Below are 22,329 nucleotides of genomic sequence, written 5' to 3'. Positions count from 1 at the left end.
GATACTCAGATCGCCATGCCGCCGTCGACGCTAACGATCTGGCCAGTCATGTACTTTGCCTTCTGACTCGCGATAAAGGCTACGAGATGGGCGACGTCGTCAACTTCACCGAAGTGTCCCTGCGGAATCCAGGTCATGATCCGATCCTTGGTTGCCTGTGGGAGCACGTCCACGGTGTCTGTGCTGATATAGCCGGGCGTGACCGTGTTTACCGTGATGCCGCGCGTGGCGACTTCCTTGGCGAGCGCCTTTGTAAAGCCGATCATTCCGGCCTTCGAGGCTGAGTAATTGGTCTGTCCAATATTGCCCCTGATGCCCACGACCGAGCCGATGTTGATTATCCTTCCCCACCTGCGGCGAATCATCTGCCTGACGACTGCGCGAGAGCAGTAGAACATACCATTCAGGTTCGTTGCGATTACCCTGTCCCAGGCATCGTCGCTCATGCGGACGAGCAGGCTATCGCTGATTATGCCCGCGTTGTTGACAAGTATGTCGATCTGGTCGAACCGCTCGTTGACCTCGTCAATCATGCGAGACACCTGGTCGAGATCGCTCACATCTGCCTGAACTGGAAATGCATCTACTCCAGACTTGAGGAGGCCTTCGACTGTCTCGTCCGCCTCGTCAGGGGAGCTGTTGTAGTTGACCGCGACACTTACGCCCTGCTCACCGAGGCGAAGCGCGACTGCTCTTCCTATGCCTTTCGACGCTCCGGTTACAAGCGCGAAGCGTCCTTCTATGTCAGACTTGGCCAAGTTGCCTCCGATTGCAGTTAAGTTTATTCATCGAGTCCAGAGTCGAGCATCTCGAGTCGATTATTCATTTGGGACACGAAGTCAGTCTCGACAGCCATTTTTGCCATGCCGAGCGCTCGCTCCACTGCACCGGCGCGAGCGGCTCCATGGCCGACCACGCTAATGCCGTTGACTCCAAATAGCGGGCCGCCCCCACGACTCTCCACGACATTGTTCATGTCGTAGAACTCCTGAAGCAGAGATTCAAGGTCGGCGCTGGGTACTACACCCTCCAACCTGGAGCGCAGGTGTTCGCTCAGCTGCTGGCCCAACCCTTCGGTGAGCTTCATGACGATGTTGCCAACAAAGCCATCGCAGACGACGACTTCTGCTGCCCCTTTGGGCAGGTCGTTCGCCTCTATGTTGCCAATGAAGTTCAGGCCGCTTTTCTCGAAAAGCTCCGTTGTCTCTCTGACCTGCCTGTTACCCTTGCCAGCCTCGGCCCCGACACTGAGGAGAGCGATCCTGGGATCGTCCGATCCAAAGAAGGTACGGGCAAAGACGTCCCCTATCGCTCCAAAGCTCAGGAGCTGGCGCGGTCTGCAGTCAACGTTGGTCCCGAGGTCAAGTATGCACGTGTTCGGCGCAACGCCGACGACCGGTCCGCCAAGCGCTGGTCTCTCGACACCACTTGCCAGACCAAGGATCACGGCGCCCGCGGCCATCGCGGCACCCGTGGAGCCCATGGTGACGCAGGCGTCTGCATGACCCTGCTTGACCATGCCGGTTGCAACCAGGACCGATGCTCGAGGTCTCTGCCTGAGGGCGAGGGCTGGCGACTCGTCCTCGGCGATCACCCCTTCGCTTGGTACAACTCCGATAGGAAGGCGCGATGTATCGTAGGCACTAAGCTCATCCTGGACGGCTTCCGGGTCCCCTACGAGCATTACCTGTCCCTGGCCGGCAGCCGCGAAGTGCACCGCACCCCTTACCACCTCTGAAGGGGCATTGTCTCCCCCCATGGCGTCAAGGGCAATTCGGACGGGAGCGATCTCGGTACTCAAACTATCACCATTCCTGTAACTGCGAGTTCACTAGGCCGGGACTGTAACTTCAGCCTGACCCGAAATCGCGACTTCTCCATTGTCCGTCGTAACCGAGACCGCGCATACTATGCGACTTGATTCTCCGTCGGGAGTAACTCTTTGCACACTGCCGGTTGCAGTCACAGTCTGGCCCGGTTTGACTGGTGAACGGAACCTGATCTTCATCTTACCGGTCTTCGCCCAGTTCGAGCCGAATGCGCCAGTCATAATTTCCGATATGGTCGCGGCAACCATCATCCCATGGGCGATGGTGCCTCCAAACTGGGACTGAGATGCAAACTCGTGGTCGATGTGGATCGGATTGAAGTCACCAGAAGCGTGGGCGTAGTCTTCAATTCGAGCCTGGTCTACAAACCTGTCGACCTGCGGAAGACTGTCACCCTTTTGCATGGTTATTCGGTCTCTCGCGGCCCGAGTCCGGCTGGAATCACTATCGTACTCTTCCCAGACATGACATCAGCAGCGTTATCGTCGGTTACGTGGCAGTCGATTACCAGGAATCGCCAGTCGCCTCGTACGGAATTCTGGACCAGTGTGGCCGCGCAATCCAGGGAACTGCCAACCGCGACTGCGGACATGAACTCGAACTCCTGGCCCGCGTGAAGCGTCCCTCCGGGAATCCGGAGGTGCTGGACCACGCCGCGAATGCTCAACGCAGCCACAGCCATAGCCGGAACAAGCTGAACACCGTCACTGTCACGTAATGGGGGATTCTCATCCTGCACTGCGGCCACATAGTCGGCGACCAATCCCTCATCCACCTGGTATGAGTGCCTTGAGATCTCCTGACCTGGCTGCAGATCTCCGTAGTCAGTAACCATGTTTCCTGCGACTTCCGTAGGTTCGAAATTCGCCACGATTATAGAGACACCAAGGGGTCAAATCAACGCGGCAAATTCACTCAGACAGATTTGTTGCCCCACGCTGCATCTGTGCCTCTTCCAGCAGGCGCTCAAGGACAACATAAGAGGCTTCCTCAGAGTAGTCGAGCTGGCATACGCCCAACACCCGGTATAGTACGCCGGTGGATACGCGGGCCAGCACTGACTCTCCCAATGGTGGCAACTTTACGCCGAGGGCCTGGGCCACAAAACCGCCAGCGAGCATCCCATTGGGTGTCAGGTAGCAGCGAAGGACTACCTGGTCCTGGCAGGTAAGAACAAGGCCCTGCTCATCCTGGGCGAGGTCCATTCTGAGGTGCGCTCTAGGCTGCTCAATCAGCCCGTCGCCAAATTCCGTTACAAGCACGTCCCGTGTAGCCACTCGATAACTCCTACAAGCATCTTGAACGTTCAGCGGGATTATAGACCAGATGAGGCGGTACTAGCAGACTCGCTTGCGCCTACTCAAACCAGAGCCATAGAATACCCGCAGGAATCGACAGGGGCTAGAAGTGGAGGAAGACGTCAGCATGACAACGATCTTCGAAGAACTTGGCGTAAGGCCAGTTATCAACGCGCAGGGCAATCGAACCCTACTTGGAGGAGGTACTCCGTCCCCCGAGATTAGGGCAATGATGGATGCCGCAGAGGACTACTACGTCAACATGAGCGAACTGATGGACGCGGTTGGCGCACGGATCGCCGACATGCTGGATGTCGAGGCTGCACTTGTAACGTCGGGATGCTCTGCTGCACTGGCGTACGCTGCAGCGGCATGCATGACGGGCGACGACGTGGACAAGATCGAACTGATACCAGACACGTCGAGCATGTCCAATGAGATCATCATCCAGCGCCAGCTCAGGGTCAAATATGACCGGTGCATGTCGATTCCGGGCGGCAGACTGGTCGAGATTGGAAACGACGACCGGACTACGGTCGAAGACCTTGAATCAGCAATCGGCTCACAGACTGCCGCGGTCCATTACCTTGCCCCCGGTGACAGAAACCCCGGCGCTCTCCCGCTGGAGACAGTCATCGACGTTGCACACGCAAACGATGTACCTGTGATAGTCGACGCCGCAGGACAGGTCTATCCAACCGATCTTCTGAGCCGGTATGTAAAGATGGGCGCAGACCTGGTCGCGTACGGGGCAAAGTACTTCGGTTCCGTGAATTCAAGCGGCCTGCTGACAGGAAGGGAAGACCTTGTCGACGTTGCGCGGTCCCACAGCTTTGTGGGCTTTGAGGCGTCACCAATCAGGTCGTTTGGGCGTCCTATGAAGGTTGACCGCCAGGAGGTGGTGGCCGTGTACGGCGCGCTGCGAGCATGGTTGACCATGAACCACGAAGACCGATTCGGTGCCTATGAAGCCAGGATCGACACATTGAGGTCTGGACTGTCTGGAATCGACGGAATCGCGCTGGTCGATCTGGCTGACGACGGCCCGGCTGAGGGTCTGACCGTCATAGTAGATCCTGACGTGGTAGGAATGTCCGGGGCTGACGTCGTTGAGGAGCTTCGAGACGGCAACCCCAGCATATGGGTGAGGGAGTTCGACTCCGGCGACCGTTTTGGCATCAGGCTCCTCACACTGAGCGAAGGGGCTGAAGAAGTAATAACCGACCGCCTGCGCGAGATCCTCGGGTAGTCGCCAGTAGTCATGATCTCGATTGAACTAATCCGAAGAGACTCTGACTCTGTGCGCGAGGCGATGCGCAAGCGCGACTACGATGCCGGCGCCATCGACAGGATCCTCGAACTGGACACGGACCGCAGGTCGTCGATCGTCCAGATCGACGAATTGCGCGCGAGGCGCAACGAGGTCAGCCAGCAAATCGGTCGATCGAAAGAGCGACCGCCTGAACTGATCGAAGAGATGCGTGAGGTCGGACGGCGTATCAGTGAGCTTGAAGGTAACCAGCGCACCATCGATGAAGAGCTGGATACCCTATTGATGGCAGTGCCGAACATACCTGACGACAGTTCCCCCGTTGGGCAAGACGATTCGGCGAATATCGAGGTCAGGCGCGTCGGCGAATTGCCATCGTTCGAATTCGAACCGCAGGCTCACTGGGACATCGTGGAAAACCTTGGGATAGCCGACTTCGAGCGTGGGGCGCGTCTAGCAGGGTCGAGATTCTTTGTGCTTAAGGGCCTCGGTGCAAAGCTCCAGCGAGCAGTAATCTCCTTCATGCTCGACTTGCATGTCGACCAACACGGCTATACCGAAGTCTACCTCCCGTACATGATGAACAGCGCCACAGCGCTCGCCAGCGGTCACCTTCCGGGATTTCGGGAGGAGATGTACCGCGATGAAGAGGACGACCTTTGGCTGTTACCCACGGCCGAGGCGGCAATCACCAGCCTTCACCGAGGCGAAATCCTGCCTGCGGACGACCTGCCGCTGTACTACGTCGCTCACACGCCCTGCTGGAGGCGGGAAAGGACGTCTGCGGGTCGGGACACGCGCGGCATGACACGAGTCCACCAGTTCGACAAGGTGGAGATGTACAAGTTCGTCGCACCTGAGAATTCAAGCGCTGAACTAGAGTCACTCGTAGCAGCCGCAGAGGATGTGGCGAAGGCGCTGGAGATCCCTTATCGCATACTCGAGCTATCAACGGGAGACCTTGCGTCTCCGGCGGTGAAGGCGTTTGACGTCGAGATGTGGGCACCGGGAGCAGACCGCTGGCTTGAAGTTAGCTCATGCTCGAACTGCACTGACTACCAGGCGCGCAGGGGTAGGGTTAGATACAGGCCGGAGACGGGTGCCAGACCACGTCTGGTCCACACGCTTAACGGTTCGGGCCTGGCGCTCCCGAGGGTGATGATCTCGATACTGGAGAACTACCAGCAGGAAGACGGATCGGTTGTCATCCCGGACGCACTGAGGCCGCACACGGGATTCGACAGGATCGCTACGCCTCTATAGGGGCGTTGTGCTCTTCCCTGAGTATCCTCTTCAGGACCTTGCCCATCGGGTTCCGTGGCAACTCACCAACTACTACAACCGACTCGGGCCTCTTGTAGCTAGCGAGCCTCTCCCGACAATACTCGATTACTTCATGCTCGTCGACGTCGCGACCGCCCTTGGCTACGACAACGGCTCTCACACGTTCGCCCCAGCTGATGTCTTCCACGCCGATAATCGCCGCTTCTTCGATGTCCGGGTGTGAGTGGAGTACCTGCTCAACTTCTTCAGGGGAGATCATTTCTCCGCCGCGCTTGATGAAGTCCCTGGCCCTGCCGGCCAGGAAGATGTAACCGTCCTCGTCCCAATAACCAAGGTCACCGGTGTAGAGCCAACCATCCCTGATTGTCTCTTCGGTACTCGAGTCCTGGTGCCAGTAACCCTTCATCAGCCGCTGGCCTCGAGCGACAATTTCGCCCGTTTCACCAATAGCGACGTCATCGGCATGCTCGTTGACGATGCGCACCTCGACGTCTTCCAAGGGCTTTCCGATTGAGCTGAGCCGTCTGAGCTTGCGCTCAACTTCTTCCTCGGAGCCGTCTAGCACATGGTCGTCCGGCGGGAGCATTGTGATCGTCGCAGCAGTCTCGGTCTGTCCGAAGGCGTTGATGAACTGAACACCCGGGAGCACGCTTATTGCCTGCTTGATGACCTCGACTGGCATCGGGGCCGCGCCGTACGTGATTACGCTCAGGCTACTGAGGTCGCGCTGTTCGAACTCTTCGTGGTCTATCAGCATCTTGAGCATTGTCGGCACCATCATGGCGCGATCGACACGCTCTGTCTGAACCAGGTCCATCCACTGGCTGGCTTCGAACTGCCTCTGGATTATCAGCGTCCTGCCACCGTACACAGCGCTGATCATCGCCTGCATCCCCGCGATGTGGTACAGGGGCACTGTGAGAATGTTGCGTTCATCAACTTCCGGATCGGCGGGAGTCACGTGACTGAGGATGTAAGAAGCGAAGCTGTTGTGGGTCAGCATTACGCCCTTGGGGTAGCTCGTTGTGCCTGAGGTGAACAGGAGTACGGCGAGGTCATCCTCGGCGGTAGTCGGCCACAATTCTTCTTCAACCGCGTTTGCAAGCAAATCTTCATACGAAAGCCAACCGTCTCTGGGTTCATCGAGCGAAATGTAATGCTCTACGGAGTCGAGTTCGTCGGCAATAGAGTCAACAAGATCGAGGTACCTCGAGCCTACAAGGAGAACCTTCGGGCCTGAGTCCCTGATCATGAACGATACTTCGTCGCCTCGCGCGCGGAAGTTGAGCGGTACGAACACACCGTCCGTCCTGGCGGCGGCGAAGCATGTCTCCACGACCGCGTCGGTGTTGACCTGCACAATTCCTATCCGGTCACCTTCGCCAACCCCCAGGGACTGTAGGGCACTTGCCAGCCGCGTAACCCTGGACTGCAATTCTTCAAAGGATGTGCGTTTTCCCTCGAATACCAGGGCGGTACGATCGGGAACGATCGCAGCAGAGATTCCCAGAAACTCCGATACATTCATTGTGGTCCAATTCCCCTTGTCACGAATCCGGTCGTCGACTGCCCGCGTTATGAGCTGTCTACCAGCCTACATAGTAATGCGGCTCCTAAAAAGCCGCACTAAAGATTACCACCATTGCGTAGCTAATTCTACTTACCGACGGGTTGCCGCCTCATGAGTATTCTCGCAAGTCTCAACTCCAAGTCGAGACCGCGTTCCAAGTCGAAATCCATGCCCTCAAGTACCGCTCGCTTGACGGCTGCGATCGAGTCACTGGGTAAGCTCGCCAAGTCGTCCGCTGCATCAGCGGCCGAGGCATCCAGCGAGTCGCGAGACACCAACTTGTGGACGAGCCCGATTTCCAGGGCTCTCGAGGCTGAGATGACGTCGTTTGTGAGAAGTATCTCCATTGAAGCAGTTACGCCAATGGTGCGAGGCAACGTCTGGCTTGCCGATTCGGGCATCCTGAAGACCGCGTTGTCAGCCGCAATGCGTATGTCGCACAGACAGGCGATTTCGACTCCTGAGCCTATGATATAGCCGTGGAGCGCAGCCACGAGCGGCTTGGAAATCGACAGGAACAGGCCCCAAAGGTCCCGCTCCCATCGCACCTGGCGTGCGATTGTCTGTGAGGGTGCAGTACCAAACTCCGTCAGATCGGCCCCTGCACAAAAGCCCCGGTCGCCTGCTCCGGTGATGAGTACGGCCTTCACTTCGGAATCATCCCGTACGGCCTCAAGCGCCGCGTAGAGATCATCTCGCATCTGTACGTTGAATGCATTGATGACATTGGGGCGATTCAGCGTAACGGTCGCCACGGAACCCGATTTGGAGAGCAAAACTGTGGGCTCGGCAGTCATGGCAGGACTTTGCTACTCACCACTGAATTCCGGGGCTCGACGCTCCAGGAACGATGAGATGCCCTCGTGCCTGTCGCTCGTGGACTGGAGAAGGAAGCTGAGATCGGCTTCGAGTCTCAGTCCTGAGGTGAGAGAGCCGTCGGAGCCGGCCAGCACTGCTTCCTTGACGTATCGAAGCGCTGTCGGTCCGTGCGATGCCATAGTCTCCGCCAGTTCAAGTGCCCGACGGGTTGCATCACCAGGCTCGACGATTTCGTTCAGCAGGCCAATCGCTCTTGCCTCGTTCGCCTCTAGTGTCCTGCCTGTCATCAGAAGCTCAACAGCCCTGGACCGACCTACGATGCGAGGCAGGCGCTGGGTGCCGCCATCCCAGGGCATTCCCCCTGATTGGACCTGGCGCATCGAAAAGGTCGCGTCTGAGTCTGCAATTCGCAGATCACATGCAAGGGCTATTTCAAAACCCTGATCGTTGACGCTTCCCTGTAAGGAGCACACAACTGGCTTCTCTATAGCGGCAATCGACTGTGCGACTCTCAGATCGGCGAGCCGAGTGTCATCCAAGGCCACTGCGGAAAGAGCTTCAGGGTCAGTGCCCTGGCAGAAGTCCGGGCCTTCTGCCTTGACCACGACGACCCAGACATCGTCATCCTGTCTGACTTCGCTGGCCAGATCGGCAAGCGTATATGCGAGCCCGAAGTCAATCAGGTTGCCGGTATCTGGCCTATTGAGTGAAATCGAGGCAACTCGTCCGGCGATGTCTAAGGAGGCCGTCATTGATGACCCCGATTCAGGTTCAACTGGGCTCGACTGTGACCTGACGCGAATCGCCGAATCCAGTGCTTTCTGTGGTCACCCCGGGATGGTCAGACAGGGCAATGTGCACAATCCGGCGTTCATTGGCAGGCATGGGCTCCAGGGTGATGGAGCGCCCGGTATCCGATACGCGTCGAGCCACGCGGTGGGCCATGTTCTCCAAGGACTGATGGCGCCGTTGCTGGTAGCCTTCGACGTCGATCATCAAGTTGACCCGTTCGTCGAGCTTATGGCTGACAACGTATCTGACCAGGAACTGGAGGGTCTTAAGAGTCTCGCCCTTGCGTCCGATTAGGAGGCCCGCATCATCGCCTTCGATCTCGAAGATCGGTCCATCCAGGTCATCGTTATGGACTTGCTTGAGGGTTAGAACAACGTCCGCGTCCAGATGGTCAATGAGGGTCTGAATCACGCTTGAGGCGACCGTCACGCTATCAGGGGCTGATTCAATGGCGGATACTCTAACTACAGCGGGCTCGGAACCTATTCCAAGAATTCCCGACTTCCCGCGATTAACGACGTCCACCTCTACGTCGACGCGATCTGCGTCTAGTTCCTTTAGAGCGATTTCGATTGCTTCTTCTACCGTTCTGGCTGATATCTCGATCTCCCGCATCGGTTGTCTCCTCAACAGGTGAAACTAGGGCGGGTGCCGACTGCGCCGCAACGGCAGCAGCCTCGTCGGACTTCCCGCGCCCGAACTTGAACAGGTTAATGATGGGGTCCCAACCGGTCACAAAGCCCTGAATGACAAGGCCAACGACGTTCGAGACTACCCAATAGAGCGCCAGCCCACTGGGGAAGTTCAGGGTGAAGAACCCGAACATTGCAGGCATCATCCACAGCATCATTCTATTTGTGGACGCCTGTCGTTCGTCGGCGGTGGGCATGGTGGTCATCTTCTGCATGACCCACATCGATACTCCGACGAGAATAGGCATCACAAACGGGGTCGGATCCGGCCGAGCCAGGTCCATCCACAGGAAGTTGCTGTCGATGGGTATGACGCCATTGACCTGTGGCAGCCAGTCGTAGAGATGGCGCGACAGGCCTACGAGACTCTCAGGGTTGGAGGGAACAGTCTGAATGATCGACTGGTAAAGACCAATCCAGATGGGAAACTGAATGAACATCGGACCCAGGCAGCCAAGAGGGTTAACACCCTGTTCCCGGTAGAGCTTCATGGTCTCCTGAGAAGCTCGCTGCCTATCGCCCTTATGCTTCTCCTGGATCTCCTTCATCATGGGCTGAAGCGCGCTCATGGCCTTGATCTGGCGGCTCTGCTTCACCGTAAGCGGGATCATCACGAGCCTGACCAGCAGAGTGAAGGCAATTATCGCAATACCGAAGTCAGCGAGCAGGTAGTAGTAGAGCAGGACCAGCCCGTTGATCATCGGCTGGATGATCACGAGGTTCCATGTGTCTAGGAAAAAGGAAAAGTCCAAACGTTGCCCCTAACTAGCAGTCCGGGGACCGGCCGGAAGGATGGGGGTCATCTTCGTTGGTAACGATGACCCATTCTTCATCGGGGTTACCACTTGCCTTAACTCGTAATGCTCTGATAGTGCTGTCATTAGCACCAAAGTATATCAGGTCGCCATCTACCTCTATCGAAGTACGAACGTCGCTCTTAGTGGCGCAATCCGAGACCCTACTCCCGTTCGGCTCCAAGAGCTCTATTCGGGAATCTCCTCCGTCAGCGACAGGAACTGCCAGCAACTCGTTGATCACGGCAGGACTACCAACGAGCTGACCTCCCTCGGTGTCGAACACCCACGACAGGTCGCCTGTATCAATATCGAGAGCATATAGATTACCGTCAAGAGAAGGGGCGTAAACTACGCCATCGACTATCAGTGGGGCTGACCAATACCAATTTGATGCACCATCGAATCGCCATACCAGGTTGCCCGATTCAACGTCCAACGCGTACAGCGTGCCGTCGAAGCTCCCGAATACAGCTCGTCCTTCTGCCACTACTATGCCAGAAGTCACCGCCCCACCAGATTTGAATCGCCACTTCTCTGAGCCATCTTCGCTATTGACTGCGTACACACTGTGATCAAGCGTTCCTACCAGCACAACTCCATTTGCGACGGCGGGCGTCGACCACACTGGGCCATCGGTATGATAAGTCCACACCGGGTCGTTGGACTCTATGTCTATAGCGTGGAGAGCTCCCCCTGACCCATCTGCAGATGATACGTTGCCTGTGCCAATCAGGATTCGATTCGCGTCAACCGTAGGCCCACCGACTATTTTGCCGGGAAGTGGCTCCTGCCACAGAAGGTCTCCCTGCCTATCGTAGGCGTATAGGCTTCCTTCATAGCCGCCTACGAAGACTGCACTATCCGTGACAGCGGGTCTTCCGTAAATAGCACGGTCGGTGTCCTCATCAGTGGGAATCTGGCGTCTCCAGAAGACATCGCCAGTATTCTTGTCCAACGAGAGCAACTCACCTTCCATGGTGCCTATAAACAGGCTGTCCCCGGATACGCTGCCAGATGACCAACCCTGTGGCGTGCCAATCCTGGAGCACCCTACTAGCAGGATGCACATCGACACGAAGATCAAGCCTCCGACCAGTGATCTGGTCAGGACAGATTCTCTTTTGAAGTTGTGGTGTGAAGTCATGATAATCATGCCGTTCTGAGCGCCATCAGGACCTGAGTCCCGGCCAGATTCAAGGCACTGGATCATATCCACTGGTCCCTAAGGGGCGGCACCGTCCCAGTCTCTTAGCTACCAGCCAAGAGCCCCTGGGAAGGCCGTACCTGCTTATTGCTTCGTGAGCATACTCCGAACAGGTGGGGAAATGCCTGCAGACCGACGGCAGGTAGGGGGATACCGCGGACTGGTAGATTCGTATTGCCCGAAGAGCAGAATTCTTTATCATCTGCACGGCCGCCTAATCAGCTCTGCCCGCTGCAGCAGCCGATTGATCGAGCCTTCCAGTGAGTGGTAGCCGGCGTACCGTGCGCGCTGTCTGGCAACCACCACCACATCCCATCCGCACTTCACATCTGCCGAGGCAAGCGCCGCCTTCAGGCGACGGCGTATCCGGTTGCGCTCAACCGCATTTCCAAGCCGCTTGCTCACAGCAAACCCAAAACGAGATGCTTGTGCGTCATTTGGAAGGGCGTTCAGAACGAGCATGGAATCCGCCCAACTTCTGCCTCCCCTCCTCACAGCCGCGAAGTCTGAAGTCTTCCTCAGCCTGTTGGCCCGCTTCAGAGTCACCCACCCTGAAGAAAACGACTGAGTGCTGACGTACAGGCGGATGCAGAGTGTTCGGTCAGAGTCGGCATGGAATGGAGTCCTACAAAACCGTCAACTTGTGACGGCCCTTGAACATCCTCCGCTTGAGGACGTTGCGGCCGGACTTGGTTCGCATCCTGGACCTAAATCCGTGCACTCGGGCACGGCGTCTGTTGCGAGGTTGGTACGTTCTTTTTGGCATATTAATTCAACCTTAAATCCAACGAATTATAGTGATCGGCGGAAATTGGTGTCAATTTGGGCAGACGACCGAATAGGCATGAGATGACCCCGACTAAACTTGCGGCAATCTGGGCGATCGGAGTCGAGTCACCAAACGGTCTCTGGAACTTATTCCCTGGGGAGTTGTCCTCTCAAGAAGACCTTTAGAAGGGCCTCGTTGGCCGCACTGGTCAGACGGCGTTGAATCTGCCCTTCCTTGTCTATGAAGAATGTAGTCGGGAGCGAACGGACTTCGTATGCTCGAACTATGTCATTAGTCTGATCCAACCCGATCGGATACGTGACACCGGCCTCTTCAGCGAAGCCCTGCGCGTCTTCGAGGGTATCCGACATCGCCACGCCCACGAACACCACGTCCCTGTCCCGGTACTCGTTCCACATTGTTTCGAAGAAAGGCATCTCCCAGCGACATGGGGGGCACCAGGAGGCCCAGAAGTTCAACACAACCACCTTGCCTTCCAGATCGGAAAGGCGAAGTGTGCCTCCATCGAAGGTCTCCATTTCAAAGTCGGGGGCCGGCCTGAACTCGGTCTGACCCCGGGACCTGATGACCCTGGGAGTCGGAGCCGGAGTGGCCGTTACAGTGGGACGAGGAACGGCCGTGGGCTCGGGCGTCGGCGAAGGAGGTACTGGAGTCGGCTCCGGTGTGGCCGTGGGAGGTTGAGGAATTGCTGTTGGCGTATCGGCCGGGAGCGGGGCAGCGCTAGGCTGGCCGCAGGATGCGATTACAAGAATCAGTATCAGGGCGAGGGAAGCCGTTAAGACTCGCCGGTAGGATGCACATTGCAGTAGGTACGACATAGCAGGATTATAGCGGAAATCAGGAAGCTCGCCACGAACGACACCACCTCGCAACGTCCTTGATTGCATGAAAATGCCTCGCTATCATCCGAACACGTTGCCTACGCTACAGGAAGTGACTCCCAGCCGTGCCACCTGAAATGCATGACAACCGGCCCACATTGCTCAGGTGGAACGACCACCTGACCGGCAGGTCGTGCACACTGCGGATCGCCGACTCGGACATCGGCTGCTCCCTCGCAGAGTTGGTTCCTGCGTATCTAACGGACGTAGACCCCATGCTCCTCGCTGACGGCGGCATGATTCTTCCTGGCTCCGCGTCAACCCTGATGAGTATCCAGGACGTATCCCACATGACTAACAGCCAAGGTGTGCTCCTGTCCCTCGCGCCGGGCACAGTCTTCAGGTCAGACGTACGTGAACTGTCACCGCAGGAGGTGCCCCCCCGTTCAGTAGCTACGGTACGCGGGACCGAAGTCGGCCTGATTGACATCACGATAGACCGCAGTGAGACGGGATATAGCCGCAACTGGCAGGGTTTCAATCAGCGCAGGTGGGAGCGTTCGGCGTCACACTTCGAATATTTCGTAGAGACTTCCATAAGGCAGTTCCACGGGGAAGAGTACGACGAAGTCCTGGGGCTCGGTGACTACGTTGCCCGGGTCAAGTTTCTAGAGGCAATTGCCAGAGCAATCTGGGACGCACCATTCGAAAACTACTCACGTTTCACTGGTGATAAGCTTCGCTACAAGACGGGGGATGAGGCGCTGGCTCACATTATCGAAGGGCGAGGCGCAATCTGTTCGGAGAAGGTGCAGGCGCTGAAGTTCGTAACCGACCATTTCGGCTTCGAGTCCCACTACGTGCTGGTGGGACCTGACACTCCTGGCCCAGTTCCCGTCGACCACCTCAGGCACATCCTGGACACGTTCGACTTCCGAGGGGCGGCACCAGCTATGCGGTTCTGGCAGCACATGGCACTGGAATTTGTGGTTGACGACGAGCACATTCTCGTTGACGCGACTAATGGAAACATCCCCTTCCTATTCACGTACGGAGCGGAGACAGAGGACGTTCTGAATGATGAGCGTCCTAAGCCTATCACCACGATGATGGGGACCTATCCCGAGAAGTTCTACTATCATCGAGCGCCGGATGACCTGGCACTGGACCTGTGCTACGCGATGGAGAATTTCATTCCAGAGATCGACCTAGTGCAGGTGTTCGATAACGAGCTGGGTCTTGCGCTTACCTCGGAGTTCCTTGTCACTCCCCTGCCCTATAGGTCTCATGCTCACTTTGACTCTCTGACCAGCATGTACAGAGATCTGGCTGAGCCACGGTGCCTGACATTCGATGCTGACCCCCAGTGGAGACTCGAAGGGCCGGTGGGCACAGAGTTCATGGAATGTGAGCCATTTGCAGCCGAGATGGTAATGGCCTCTTACACCCACCTGGTGGACAGGTACAACCTGTTCGAGGACGAGTGGCATGAAATGGGCCTTGCCGTCATCCGGCTGCAGCCTGACAGATGACAAGGTTGGCCAGACCCAGCAATTACGTTCAGCTCCTGTCGGAGGCCGTTGCCGCCTCACGCAATACCCGATTCTGGCGTGAAAAACTGGGAGAACGGCCTGTTTGCACAATTGACGACTTTGAGACTCTTCCGTTCGCCTCAGTCGAAGAGTACCGCGCTCAGACATTCGACTCTGTTGTAGCCGATCCTGGGGGAATCGAGTGGATACCTGGACCATGGCTGGGGCAGTTCCCCAACCGAGTTCCAATGGCGGAAGGTCCGGCAGAGGCGCAAGTCAGGGTCGACCTAATGTGCGAGGCGCTCAGCCGAGCGTTGCCGGACGAGACTCGCGGCTCAAGCGCGCTGGTTGTGGTTGAGAGTAAACGCCGTCATTTTGGAGCGGAAGTGTGCTCCGTCTTAGTCCGCATGGGAGTTCGGGCGCACCTGATAACTGAGGATGCGACTGACCGAATGCCAGAATTGCACAGCACATTCGCACCCGACTTGCTGGTAGCGCTGTCATCAAGGTTGCATCTTCAGACACTCCCAGACTCTGTTACAGGAGTCGTTACTGTGCTGAGCGATGCCATGCTGGAGGGCAAGCGCTACGTCGACCTGCTTATTCAAAACGAACTTGGCGTGCTCGGATCGAGAACAGGGCCTAGTCTATACGATCTAAACCATCACACGTTTCACATCGAAGAGTCACCAGCCGGGACGATGGCAGTTACACCGTACTTCAGTCGTGTGCAGCCGGTCATCCGTCTGGACACTGGGATAGACGCGTCTGTGTTAAATTGATGCCATGGACGACCGTGGAACCGATGAACTGATTTCAGCGGAGGCGCAGGCTGCGTTGTGTGTGCCTGAGACACCGGCATACGTGTATTCTGAGGCCGTCCTGCGCAGCACGGCCTCCCACGCCTCCTCCGTCGCCTCGAATGCCGGCTGTAAGCTCCTGTACACACTCAAGCCCTGTGGGCTGGCCGGGGTACTGGACGTACTTTCGCCGTACGTCGACGGCTTCGGAACGAGTTCCATCTTCGAGGCAAGACTTGCTGGCGGGGTCGCATCGACCCACCAATCCATTCACTGTTACTCACCGGCGTTTTCACACGATGAACTTGCTGATGTCCTGGCGACGGCCGACTATGTTTCGTTGAATTCGTTCAGCCAGCTTGAACTGGCAGCGACACTGGGTCATGGAACTGCGTCGATCGGACTGAGAGTAAACCCCGAGATGGGATTCGCTGCCGACGAACGATATGACCCCTGCCGACCGTATTCCAAGCTCGGCGTACCTCTTTCGGACTTCCTTGGGCTCATCGACAGTTCGATGCATGCTCAGATAGTCGAGGGTATCCACATACACAGCAACTGCGAATCAGAAGACCTGGGTCAGCTCGAAGCCACGGTAGAAATACTGGAGGGCCCTCTGAGCAAGCTCGAACACATTTCATGGGTCAATCTCGGCGGAGGGTACTACCTAAGCCCCGAGGTCGATGTCAGACCCCTGGAGAGGGCTACGAAGTTCCTTTCCGAGCGGTTCGGCGTAACTGTGTTCATCGAGCCCGGAACGGGCCTCGTCCAGCAGGCAGGGATGCTGATCACGGAGGTCCTGGACGTATTCGAGAGCGACGGTAAGAGTGTCGCAGTCATCGACACGACCACAAGTCATATGCCGGAGGTGTTCGAGTACGAGTTCGCCCCTTCGGTGGCGGGCCCCTCAGAGGGCGGCCGGGTGGCAACAATTCTGGCTGGAAGGTCGTGCCTCGCCGGGGATGTGTTCGGCGAGTACAGCTTCCGTGAGCCAGTCCATGTAGGTGAACGAGTAGCAATCATGGATGCTGGATCTTACAGCCAATCCAGAGCGGCGCCGTTCAACGGAATACCAACTCCTTCAAGTTACATATTGCGTGATGATGGCTCATTCGAACTGTCGGCGTCGTATGAGTACAGGGACTTTGCATTGAGAAACGGGATGGCGGCAGTTGCGTCTGCTTGAACGCGCTGCGACCGTCGCCCCCAAGAAGCTCGACTTCAAATTGATCGGGGATGAGGTCTCGGGAGCCTTGCCCAAGGGCGACGTCCCAGTCCGTTTCGCGGTCACGAAATCCGGGAGCACCGGCTGGGACTGCGAATTGGGCGTGATCTGTGGAGATCTTCCTCACTCTTCGGCCCCGCTCTTTGACTTTCGCAAGCGCGAATTTGAGGCTCAAGAGGGCTTCAATGTCGTCATGGTGGTGCCAACCGGAGTCGGCGCTGAAATCGGAGGCCACGCTGGGGATGCAACTCCAGCAGCAATCGCCCTCGCACAGGTTGCTGACACCCTGATAACACACCCGAACGTTGTTAACGCTTCTGACATAAACGAACTTCCGGTGAATGGACTCTACGTGGAGGGCAGCGTACTTGCCCGAATGCTCATGGGCACCGTGGGTCTGAGACCCGCACGCGCAAACCGCGTTCTGGTCGCAATGGACGCCTCTCACGCTGAGCGCTATGCAGCCTACACGGTGAATGCCATCAACGCAGCGAGGGCCACCTACGGATTGAACTGTGCCGGGATCGAAAGGATAGAACCTGCATTGAGCCTGGTCGGGGGATACACTCAGACCGGGAGGGCGTCCGGTTCAGTGGAAGGGTTCGAGGGGCTGATCGACCTCCTAATCAGCAGGAAGGGTGCGTATGACGCGGTTGCTGTCGCGTCTGTGGTCGAAGTGCCACAACACTACCACTTCGACTATTTCACGAGCGGCGGTGAAATGGTGAACCCATGGGGTGGAGTCGAGGCACTTCTGACGCATGCTGTCTCGTCGATCATCGACGTACCGACGGCTCATGCGCCGATGATGGAATCTGACGACATCGCCGCTGTGGACCCCGGTATCGTGGACTCCCGCATGGCTGCTGAAGTGATTTCAATCACCTTCTTCCAGTCGGTGTTGAAAGGGCTCCAGCGATCTCCGCGCATAGTGACCGATGAATCGCATTTCGGGCGGTCCGACGTCCTCACGGCCGAGGACGTGTCATGCCTCGTCATCCCTGAGGGATGCCTGGGACTTCCAACGTTGGCAGCGCTGCATCAGGGCATACCGGTGATCGAAGTCAGGGAGAATCGAAACCTGATGAGAAATGATCTCGCCGCCCTGCCCTGGCAACCCGGACAGTTCTACTCGGCTGACAACTACTGGGAGGCAGCGGGCATTATCTCCGCACTGAAGGCGGGCATTGATCCTGACTCGATGAGACGTCCGATGGAGACAATGCGGGTCCGATCAAATGACCACCAGTCGCGCTAAGGCGACCCTGCGGGAACTCGCCACTCCAGAGAGTGCTGAGTGCGAAGCGTTGCGCGAGATGATGCTCTACTGCGTTGATGGTTTCCCGACTTATCGCCGTATGTTTGACGCTGAGGGAATCCCAAGAGACGAGATACTAGCCGGCGATCCACTGGAACTTCTTCATCAATTGCCGACATTGGAGTCTGGAGACGTCCAATCGTTGAGTACAGAGGCCTTGAGCTCGGTTGACTCGATTGTCGACACGGAGACATCTTCTGGAACTGCTGGCGGCAGAAAGATCCGGTTCATTACTCACGAAGACAACCTTGCTGAGCATGAATTCCTTGCGAAGCTCCTCGCAATCGCAGGCGTGAGTCAGAGAGACAGGGTCGCCTGCGTGGACACAGATCCGGCTGCGGTAATGGTGTCGTTCCCCTGGGCCTGCGAGCTGCTGGGCACAGCAGAGTCGTATTGTGTGAGCACAGGCGTGGACTTTGAAGAGACGTTGCCCTTGCTGAAGAGACTTCAGCCGAACGTAATGATCAGCGTGCCATCAATCATCCAGAGGCTGCTGGAAGATGGATCGGCTATCCCATTCGGATCCATTAGCAGGGTCATCTACATCGGAGAGGGGATGACAGAAAAGACCCGCACGAGGATCGCCGAGGGATTCGGTGCAGAGGTGCACTCGTACTACGGCACCAGTGAGGCCTCAGCCATCGGTATTGAATGCAGTGCTCATGACGGGGTACACCTCATGTCCTCCCGTCACTTACTCGAACTCGATACAAGTGGGAGTCAGGGCAGCGTGGGTGAGTTGATTGTCACGACACTGGAGCAGCGAGGGCTGCCGCTGTTGCGGTATCGCGTGGGAGACCTTGTCCGGCTTCGTGAGGAACGTTGCGCCTGTGGGCTCGAAGACCCGCGGGTGGACATACTCGGACGCTCGGAGCCATTCGCCTCTATACTCGGGTCGAAGATTCACCACGGCGGCTTGCTCACTTCGCTCAACGCCGCCGGAATGGAAGGCCCTCTTCAAGTAGTGCTTACCAACGAAGGACGAACGGAAGTGGTGACGCTGCGGCTTTCCGAAGCAAACATCGACAGAGTGGATTCGATGCGCCATTCGGTGCTTGCCGAACACACCGACATTGAATTCCTGTGCTCAAGTGGATTCTTGGAAGTCCGTTTTGAATTTCGGCCACTCCCAGTCCTACTCGCGACCCGCAAGTCAGATGTGCTCATAGATCTCCGGGAATCAAATTGAGCCTATCGCGTACACGCCCTCGAACTTCTGAGTCCAAGATCGGCCTGCAAGAGGCCGTGGACCTGGCGCGCCGGTCGAGGAGTGCCGGATGCGATTCGATGTCGGACACGGAGCTCGAGACCTTTCTGCATTCAGCAGCGAGTGGCCTCTCAGAGAGTCGCGACGGCGAGCAGGTCGCCAATGCACTTGGCGCGGTAGACACCGCAGTTCAAAGGCGCCTAGGCATCTGGCGTGCAGTTACCCTTGATACTGGTGAACTGGATGGGGCCATCAGGCCAATCAGGCAGAGGGCCGACTCTGCCCTTAGAAAACCTGAGCAAGACACGTATACAGGCAACACAGAAGAATCCCAGCAGCAAGCTGCCTTGGCACTCGCTGACCTCCTGAGGAGATTGACGACGGAGTACCCGTCAGAGGTAAGGCTGCCTGCAGAATTCTACAAGCTATTAGAGGACGCAGACGACGCGGACTGCCTCAGGTTCGCTCCCACTGAGCAGCAGCTCACCGCGGCTACGCTACTGCTGAATGGGGTGATTGTGGAGATGGACGCTGGGGAGGGTAAGACCCTTGCCTCTACGATTGCTGCCGCTGTTCTTGCTGCGTCAGCTCGGAACGTTCACATACTTACGGCCAATGACTATCTGGCGACTCGTGACTGCGACCTCCTCGCTCCGGTCCTGGAGTCTCTGGGACTGACAGTCGGGCTTGTAATCGAAGGAATGGACCGCCGGGAACGGCAGTTCCAGTACGCAGCCCAGATTGTCTTCACTACGGCGAGGGAAGTCGGCTTCGACTACTTGAGGGATAACGTGGCTGCGTCGTTCGACCACAGGGTCAACCCGGTTTTCGATGTCGCCATCGCCGATGAGGCGGACCACCTGCTCATCGATCAGGCGAGAACACCACTGATCATCTCAGGCGAAAGGGTCTCTGATGCTGAGCAAGGAGCGAACCACGAGGCGATTGCCTCGGAACTGCTGGGTGGGCAGACAGCGCATATCGACGAGCTATACAAGGCACTGTCAGGAGGGGAATCTCAGTCAGAGACTCTCGCGACTATTCTCCTGGCCGGTGGACTCACTTCCAGACTCGTGTCGGAACTGGACCGACTTGGGGTCTCCACGCGGCGCGTCTCCAGTGACGTGTCACGGTTGAATGATGAGTACGAAGGCAGCCCACTCGAGAAGGAACTGATCTTTGCCATAGATACAGGCAGGTCCACCCTTCGTCTCACGGAACTCGGCTGGGATGAGGTGTTCGCCAGGGTTGACAGTCCGCTCGATGCATTCGGGGTCGTCCAAGCCCTGAGGGCCAGGGTCATCCACGAAGCCGGAAGTGACTACGTGCTAGCCGAGAACGGAATTACTCTCATCGACAGACTAGACGGGCGACCAATGGTGTCTCACCGCTACATGCACGGACTTCACGAAGCACTAGAGTCCAAGGAAGGTCTTGACCGACTGGGGCAATCTGAAACGAAGGCGCGCACTTCGATCAGGGCGCTGATGTCGAACTATGAGACCATCTGCGGGCTGACCGGCACTGCCATGGAGGCAGAAGACACCTTTGCTGGTGACTACGGGGTTGCGACCGTCAGGGTTCCACCGGAGGTCGTCTCGAAGCGAGTCGACCTCGACACAGTGGTGTACTTTGACAAGGACGAGCACCTTGCGTCGATCGTGGAGCAGGTGGACTACTGGCACGGCCTTGGGCGTCCTGTTCTCGTCACGACGGGAAGCGTCAGGGACTCCGACGCACTCAGCTACGCTCTTACTGAACATTCTATCCCTCACCAGCTTCTCAACGCAGAGAAGGCCGAGCTAGAGTCTGAGATCGTGGTCCGTGGCGGCGAATACGGAGCGGTCACAGTCTCAACTGGCATGGCCGGGCGTGGCTCCGACTTCGTCGTGGAAGACTGTGTCGACGCGGCGATCCTGGAAACAGCCGTCACATGGGCCGGTCAAGTCCTCGGGCGCGGAAGGTCTCCGGTCTTTGAGTGTTCCTCACACGACGAGGCGGAGGCCCTGAAACAAGCCCTCCACGGGCTTGAGGACCGCGAAGTCCAGGTCAGAGCTTCAGGCTACGAGTGCATTGTCGCAGCCCGTCCACTCCATGCGGAATGCCAGGGAGAAGAGCGCATGCCCCTGGGTCTGGGACTCTTTGTGCTGATTACGTCTCTCCCTGAATCTGTCAGGGTGGAGCGTCAGATGAGGGGAAGGACTGCGCGACAGGGATCATTCGGGACAACAAAGATGGCCGTGTACATCAACGACGCAACACTTGCGTTCTCCAGTCGCCAGAGCGACTTGTTCAGAATGGAGAGGGCACCCTGCGGTAGGGTCGAAGGGCCTGAGGTAAGCAGAACCCTGAGGCTGGTACAAGTCGACGTTGAATCTCAGAGAGATGTCACTTCCCGCGCACTGGCTGAGTATGAGGCAGTTGTGGAAAGCGAGTCGCGAGCGCATTATGCGGAGCGTATTCGCATGATGGACTCGTTTCAGTCGCAGGCCCTGGCAGGGAGTATGGTCACCGGGTGGGTCGCGCGCAGGACCAGGGAACTGGATGACCATCGGATCAAGTATGAAACGCGATTTGCTATTGCGTCCGACGGCCTGTGGCACAGCTATCGAATAGACATTGGAGCCTTCGAGACTTGGACACCAAGCGACGTGAGACGGGAACTAGAGGTAGAGGTGCAAAGGCGCTTATCGGTGCATCGAGACCGCCTCGGGTCAAAGAGGTTTTCTCTGGCAGTCGCCGAATGCCGGCTCAATGCAGCAGATGAACTTTGGCCCACGCGCCTGTCGCACCTTGGCGACATGGCGACTACCCTCGCGGTTGGAGCTCGTTCTCGACATGCCGCTGTCACTGAGCTTGCCGAAGAGATCGGCAGCACGAGGGCCGAGTTCTGGGCACAGGTCGAGGACCAGGCCATGAGAACGCTGCTCAACAGTGCGGACATTGCGGGCAGCAGTCGGATGGGCGACAATCACGTTGAGCAGCTGCCTGATGAACTGGAAGCGCTGCTTCGGTGATAGACTGTCTGTAGAGTACATTTGCAGGACCTCACGAAGGGACCAAGATTGAACAAGAGCAGAC

At 57.4% G+C, this 22,329-nt stretch carries 23 protein-coding genes; 8 read left to right on the top strand and 15 right to left on the bottom strand.

Annotated elements, in window-relative coordinates:
* Window positions 1–5: 5 nt before the first annotated feature.
* From fabG to J4G14_07175, 5 genes are read right to left on the bottom strand one after another with little or no spacing between them, the layout of a single operon-like run.
* A complete protein-coding gene (gene fabG / locus J4G14_07195; GenBank protein MCE2457585.1) occupies window positions 6–743 on the bottom strand; it encodes a 3-oxoacyl-[acyl-carrier-protein] reductase in 738 nt (245 codons plus the stop codon).
* A gap of 38 nt (window positions 744–781) precedes the next feature.
* Entirely contained in the window at window positions 782–1,801 is a 1,020-nt protein-coding gene (plsX, locus tag J4G14_07190) for a phosphate acyltransferase PlsX (GenBank protein MCE2457584.1), read from the bottom strand.
* Window positions 1,802–1,831: 30 nt separating this feature from the next.
* Window positions 1,832–2,233: a MaoC family dehydratase gene (locus J4G14_07185; GenBank protein MCE2457583.1), complete on the bottom strand. Its 402-nt coding sequence runs from the start codon at window positions 2,231–2,233 to the stop codon at window positions 1,832–1,834.
* A 2-nt stretch (window positions 2,234–2,235) separates the two neighbouring features.
* Complete coding sequence (locus tag J4G14_07180) at window positions 2,236–2,700, bottom strand: MaoC family dehydratase N-terminal domain-containing protein (GenBank protein ID MCE2457582.1); 465 nt, start codon at window positions 2,698–2,700, stop codon at window positions 2,236–2,238.
* A 40-nt stretch (window positions 2,701–2,740) separates the two neighbouring features.
* The gene (locus tag J4G14_07175) at window positions 2,741–3,106 is read right to left on the bottom strand and encodes a hypothetical protein (protein ID MCE2457581.1); all 366 of its coding nucleotides are present in this window, start codon (window positions 3,104–3,106) and stop codon (window positions 2,741–2,743) included.
* A gap of 148 nt (window positions 3,107–3,254) precedes the next feature.
* Between J4G14_07175 and J4G14_07170 the strand changes: the two genes are divergently transcribed.
* Both J4G14_07170 and serS read left to right on the top strand, forming a co-directional pair.
* The gene (locus J4G14_07170) at window positions 3,255–4,376 is read left to right on the top strand and encodes a PLP-dependent transferase (GenBank protein MCE2457580.1); all 1,122 of its coding nucleotides are present in this window, start codon (window positions 3,255–3,257) and stop codon (window positions 4,374–4,376) included.
* 12 nt (window positions 4,377–4,388) lie between these two features.
* Complete coding sequence (gene serS / locus J4G14_07165) at window positions 4,389–5,660, top strand: serine--tRNA ligase (GenBank protein ID MCE2457579.1); 1,272 nt, start codon at window positions 4,389–4,391, stop codon at window positions 5,658–5,660.
* On the opposite strand, the gene J4G14_07160 is transcribed toward serS, so the two are convergent.
* From J4G14_07160 to J4G14_07115, 10 genes are all read right to left on the bottom strand, one after another.
* On the bottom strand, window positions 5,647–7,209 hold the full coding sequence (locus tag J4G14_07160; GenBank protein MCE2457578.1) for a long-chain-fatty-acid--CoA ligase: 1,563 nt from the start codon (window positions 7,207–7,209) through the stop codon (window positions 5,647–5,649). The genes serS and J4G14_07160 overlap by 14 nt on opposite strands.
* A 128-nt stretch (window positions 7,210–7,337) precedes the next feature.
* Window positions 7,338–8,027: an enoyl-CoA hydratase/isomerase family protein gene (locus J4G14_07155; protein ID MCE2457577.1), complete on the bottom strand. Its 690-nt coding sequence runs from the start codon at window positions 8,025–8,027 to the stop codon at window positions 7,338–7,340.
* Between the two features lie 33 nt (window positions 8,028–8,060).
* On the bottom strand, window positions 8,061–8,822 hold the full coding sequence (locus J4G14_07150; GenBank protein MCE2457576.1) for an enoyl-CoA hydratase/isomerase family protein: 762 nt from the start codon (window positions 8,820–8,822) through the stop codon (window positions 8,061–8,063).
* Window positions 8,823–8,841: 19 nt separating this feature from the next.
* On the bottom strand, window positions 8,842–9,477 hold the full coding sequence (locus J4G14_07145; protein MCE2457575.1) for a protein jag: 636 nt from the start codon (window positions 9,475–9,477) through the stop codon (window positions 8,842–8,844).
* Window positions 9,374–10,306: a membrane protein insertase YidC gene (locus J4G14_07140; GenBank protein ID MCE2457574.1), complete on the bottom strand. Its 933-nt coding sequence runs from the start codon at window positions 10,304–10,306 to the stop codon at window positions 9,374–9,376. The genes J4G14_07145 and J4G14_07140 overlap by 104 nt, the downstream gene beginning before the upstream one ends.
* A 13-nt stretch (window positions 10,307–10,319) precedes the next feature.
* Window positions 10,320–11,561: a PQQ-binding-like beta-propeller repeat protein gene (locus J4G14_07135; protein MCE2457573.1), complete on the bottom strand. Its 1,242-nt coding sequence runs from the start codon at window positions 11,559–11,561 to the stop codon at window positions 10,320–10,322.
* Complete coding sequence (yidD, locus tag J4G14_07130; protein ID MCE2457572.1) at window positions 11,545–11,757, bottom strand: membrane protein insertion efficiency factor YidD; 213 nt, start codon at window positions 11,755–11,757, stop codon at window positions 11,545–11,547. The genes J4G14_07135 and yidD overlap by 17 nt, the downstream gene beginning before the upstream one ends.
* Window positions 11,754–12,101, bottom strand: coding sequence for a ribonuclease P protein component (gene rnpA, locus J4G14_07125; protein MCE2457571.1), 348 nt, complete (start codon window positions 12,099–12,101; stop codon window positions 11,754–11,756). Before rnpA ends, yidD begins: the two co-directional genes overlap by 4 nt.
* 79 nt (window positions 12,102–12,180) lie before the next feature.
* Window positions 12,181–12,321: a 50S ribosomal protein L34 gene (gene rpmH / locus J4G14_07120; GenBank protein MCE2457570.1), complete on the bottom strand. Its 141-nt coding sequence runs from the start codon at window positions 12,319–12,321 to the stop codon at window positions 12,181–12,183.
* A gap of 149 nt (window positions 12,322–12,470) precedes the next feature.
* Complete coding sequence (locus J4G14_07115) at window positions 12,471–12,863, bottom strand: TlpA family protein disulfide reductase (GenBank protein ID MCE2457569.1); 393 nt, start codon at window positions 12,861–12,863, stop codon at window positions 12,471–12,473.
* A gap of 428 nt (window positions 12,864–13,291) precedes the next feature.
* Between J4G14_07115 and J4G14_07110 the strand changes: the two genes are divergently transcribed.
* The 6 genes from J4G14_07110 to J4G14_07085 all read left to right on the top strand — a co-directional run bounded on the left by J4G14_07110 (window position 13,292) and on the right by J4G14_07085 (window position 22,265).
* Window positions 13,292–14,698 (top strand): hypothetical protein, encoded by a 1,407-nt coding sequence (locus tag J4G14_07110; GenBank protein ID MCE2457568.1) that lies wholly within the window; start codon window positions 13,292–13,294, stop codon window positions 14,696–14,698.
* The gene (locus tag J4G14_07105) at window positions 14,695–15,480 is read left to right on the top strand and encodes a hypothetical protein (protein ID MCE2457567.1); all 786 of its coding nucleotides are present in this window, start codon (window positions 14,695–14,697) and stop codon (window positions 15,478–15,480) included. Before J4G14_07110 ends, J4G14_07105 begins: the two co-directional genes overlap by 4 nt.
* A 4-nt stretch (window positions 15,481–15,484) precedes the next feature.
* Window positions 15,485–16,684 (top strand): hypothetical protein, encoded by a 1,200-nt coding sequence (locus J4G14_07100; protein ID MCE2457566.1) that lies wholly within the window; start codon window positions 15,485–15,487, stop codon window positions 16,682–16,684.
* Complete coding sequence (locus J4G14_07095; protein MCE2457565.1) at window positions 16,671–17,981, top strand: DUF3326 domain-containing protein; 1,311 nt, start codon at window positions 16,671–16,673, stop codon at window positions 17,979–17,981. Before J4G14_07100 ends, J4G14_07095 begins: the two co-directional genes overlap by 14 nt.
* Entirely contained in the window at window positions 17,962–19,230 is a 1,269-nt protein-coding gene (locus tag J4G14_07090) for an AMP-binding protein (protein ID MCE2457564.1), read from the top strand. The genes J4G14_07095 and J4G14_07090 overlap by 20 nt, the downstream gene beginning before the upstream one ends.
* A 98-nt stretch (window positions 19,231–19,328) precedes the next feature.
* Complete coding sequence (locus J4G14_07085) at window positions 19,329–22,265, top strand: hypothetical protein (protein ID MCE2457563.1); 2,937 nt, start codon at window positions 19,329–19,331, stop codon at window positions 22,263–22,265.
* Window positions 22,266–22,329 lie beyond the last annotated feature (64 nt).

The organism is Dehalococcoidia bacterium (assembly GCA_021295915.1).
Classification (GTDB): Bacteria; Chloroflexota; Dehalococcoidia; order Lucifugimonadales; family UBA1123; genus VXRN01.
Note: the sequence above shows the minus strand (reverse complement) of the source record. Positions and strands in the feature narration are given on the sequence as shown.